The sequence below is a fragment of the Frankia sp. CoWAU3 genome (assembly GCF_977971855.1).
This window is the reverse complement of sequence record NZ_CDWWXB010000226.1, coordinates 3,198-5,744: the sequence shown is the minus strand read 5'-3', so window position 1 is coordinate 5,744 and position 2,547 is coordinate 3,198. Positions and strand designations below refer to the sequence as shown.

Below are 2,547 nucleotides of genomic sequence, written 5' to 3'. Positions count from 1 at the left end.
TCTAGGAAACTCCCGCTAGCCCCTGACGCCCCGGCGCACCAGGTCCGGATGTCGCATTCTCCGTGATGGGCGGTACAGGTCCCGGCGGCCTGCGACGCGCGCCAGGGTGACCAGGAGTACGACACCGGCGATCACGTAGGCGTTCGTGAGGAGGATGGTCGGGTCGCGGCGGTGCGGCCAGTTCTGGTCGTGTGGCGTGATCCACCAGACGGGGGAGGCCACGAACAACACGTAGCCGGCGAGCGCCGCTCCGACGTACCGGCGTGAGGCTCGGCTGTCGGTGCTGTCGGTGCTGTCGGTGCTGTCGGTGCTGTCGGTGGCGTGGGTGGCGAGCCAGAGCAGCGTCGGCACCGCCCACACCCAGTGGTGACTCCACGAGATCGGCGAGACCAGCAGTCCGGTGACCGCACAGGCGAGCAGGCCCGCGACGGGCTCCCCGCGCCGGTGCAGCCGCACCGCGAGCACCAGCCCGGCGACGGCGACCGCGGCCACCACCAGCCGGTGGATCTGGACGACCGACGCGCCGTCTCCCCAGATCCGGGTCATCGCGCCGGACAGCGACTGGTTGCCGGCGTACGTGACCGAGCCGATCCGGCCCGGATCCGCGAACACCCCGCCCCAGTAGGCGCGGGACGCCGCGGGTGCCAGCGCGAACGCCACGGCATGGGCCGCGAGAAACGTCCCCACCGCTGCGATCGCCACCCGGCGCCGGCCGGCCAGCCACAGGTAGGCCACGAAGATCAACGGAGTCAGTTTCACCGCTGCGGCGAGACCTGTGAGAGCACCGGGTGGCAGTCGGGCGAACGGTGTGGACCGCCGTCCGGGCCCGGCATCGAGCCAGACCGCCAGCATCAGCAGGATGTTGACCTGCCCGAAGATGATGGTGCTGCGAACCGGTTCCGTCGCGAGCGCCGCCACCAGCAGCAGCGGCGGCGCCCAGCGCGAGCCCAGCGCCCGCCCGACCCCGGCGGCCCGCGCGGTGTCGGTCGGCGGGATGAGCCAGGCTCGCAGCCTGGACAGCAGCAGGATGAGTGCCGCGACGGTCAGCGCGGCCCAGACGACCTCAGCCACCCCCAGGGGGATGGCGGCGAACGGCGTGAACAGCAGCGCCGCGATCGGCGGGTAGGTGAAGGGCAGGCCGGCCGCCGTACGCACCTGGTAAAGGGCGGACCCGTCCCAGACGGCCTGCCCCCCCAGCCGGTAGACAGCGAAGTCGGTCTGCGGCTGTGGTGCGATCATCACCGCGAGCACCACCAGCGCGGCGACGACGCCCGTGGTCACGACGGGCGCGGTCGGTCGCGCCGAGGCGACCGGCAGCGGTCCCGGGCCTGCCGTCTCCCCGTTGGGGCAGGTGGTAACGGTTGCCGGGACCATGGTTCTCGCTTGCCGCATGCGTTCGGCATAGCACCCCGAGGCGGTCCGCCAGCAGGGAGCCCGGCAGTCACCATCCGCCGTTCATCCCGCCGCCATCCGCCGCCATCCGCCGGTAGCCGCCCGGCGCCGAGGCAGGACACCGCGGGCCGGGCCGGCGCCCGTGGGCTCCGACATCCATACAGGACAGGTATTGTTCACCGGGTGCTCCCGGGCGCGCCGCCTGTTGGCGATGTAGAAACGTCAGGCTTTGTACCGGAATGGACGAGATAGAGTGCGCCGCGCCGCACGGAACCGCCCGACCGGGCAATCCTGCTCGACGCTGTTCGTCGCGCCCCGGTAGGGGCGTCGGCGGACGCCTCGACGGAGGCGTCGTCCTGCTCGCGGGATGTGGGACCGCCGGATCGGTGCTGGTGGTGCTGGTAGCGGGGCGACTGGCCCTGCAGCCCGGAGTCGTGACCCCGTCACGCTGGTTCGGGCTGCTCGACCCGGTGCCGTTCGACCGCCCCTCTCCGCTACCCGCTTTTATGATCATCGGGGTGGCGTTGCTCGTCGGCGCATGGTTCCGGTTGTGCCAGCGCGCGCACCACGGCGACCTGTCGGTCCCGCGGATAGGCCTCGTCATCGGCTTCTGGGCCGTTCCGGTGCTGCTCGGCCCGCCGATCCTCAGCCTCGACGTCTACTGCTACACCGCGCAGGGGACGATGCTCGCCGCCGGGCTCGACCCCTACGCCGCCGGGCCCACCGCGCTCGGCGCCCGTCCCATCCTGCTAGCCGTCGATCCGATCTGGAGATCATCGCTGTCGCCCTACGGGCCGGTCGCCCTCGGCTACTTCCGGCTGGTGACCGCGCTTGCGGGCGGTGACGTCCTGCGCGCGGTCCTGCTGCACCGGATCGTCGCGGGGGCGAGCGTCGTCGTGATGGCGGTGTGCGTGGTGCGGGTGTCCTCCGCGGCGCGACGGCCCTGGGCGCTGGCGTTCTGCGCGGGTAGTCCGATCGTGCTGCTGCAGCTCGTCGGCGCGATCCATCTTGAGGCCATCCTGCTGGCGCTGCTCGCCAGCGGCCTGACGGCGGTGTACCGCGGCAGGCCGGTGCTCGGTCTCGTCCTCATCACCGCGGCCGCGCTGGTGAAGTGGCCCGCGGCCCTGGTCGTCGTGGTGGTGCTGGTCTGGCGGT

The 2,547-nt window shown here is 72.2% G+C and carries 2 protein-coding genes; one reads left to right on the top strand and one right to left on the bottom strand.

Annotation, left to right across the window (positions count from 1 at the left end; genetic code table 11):
- Positions 1-15: 15 nt before the first annotated feature.
- The gene (locus tag AC08ON_RS15910) at positions 16-1,281 is read right to left on the bottom strand and encodes a glycosyltransferase 87 family protein (RefSeq protein WP_476617249.1); all 1,266 of its coding nucleotides are present in this window, start codon (positions 1,279-1,281) and stop codon (positions 16-18) included.
- 503 nt (positions 1,282-1,784) lie between these two features.
- Between AC08ON_RS15910 and mptB the strand changes: the two genes are divergently transcribed.
- Positions 1,785-2,547: polyprenol phosphomannose-dependent alpha 1,6 mannosyltransferase MptB (gene mptB, locus AC08ON_RS15905; RefSeq protein WP_476617248.1), on the top strand; the 763-nt coding region annotated here is incomplete at its 3' end.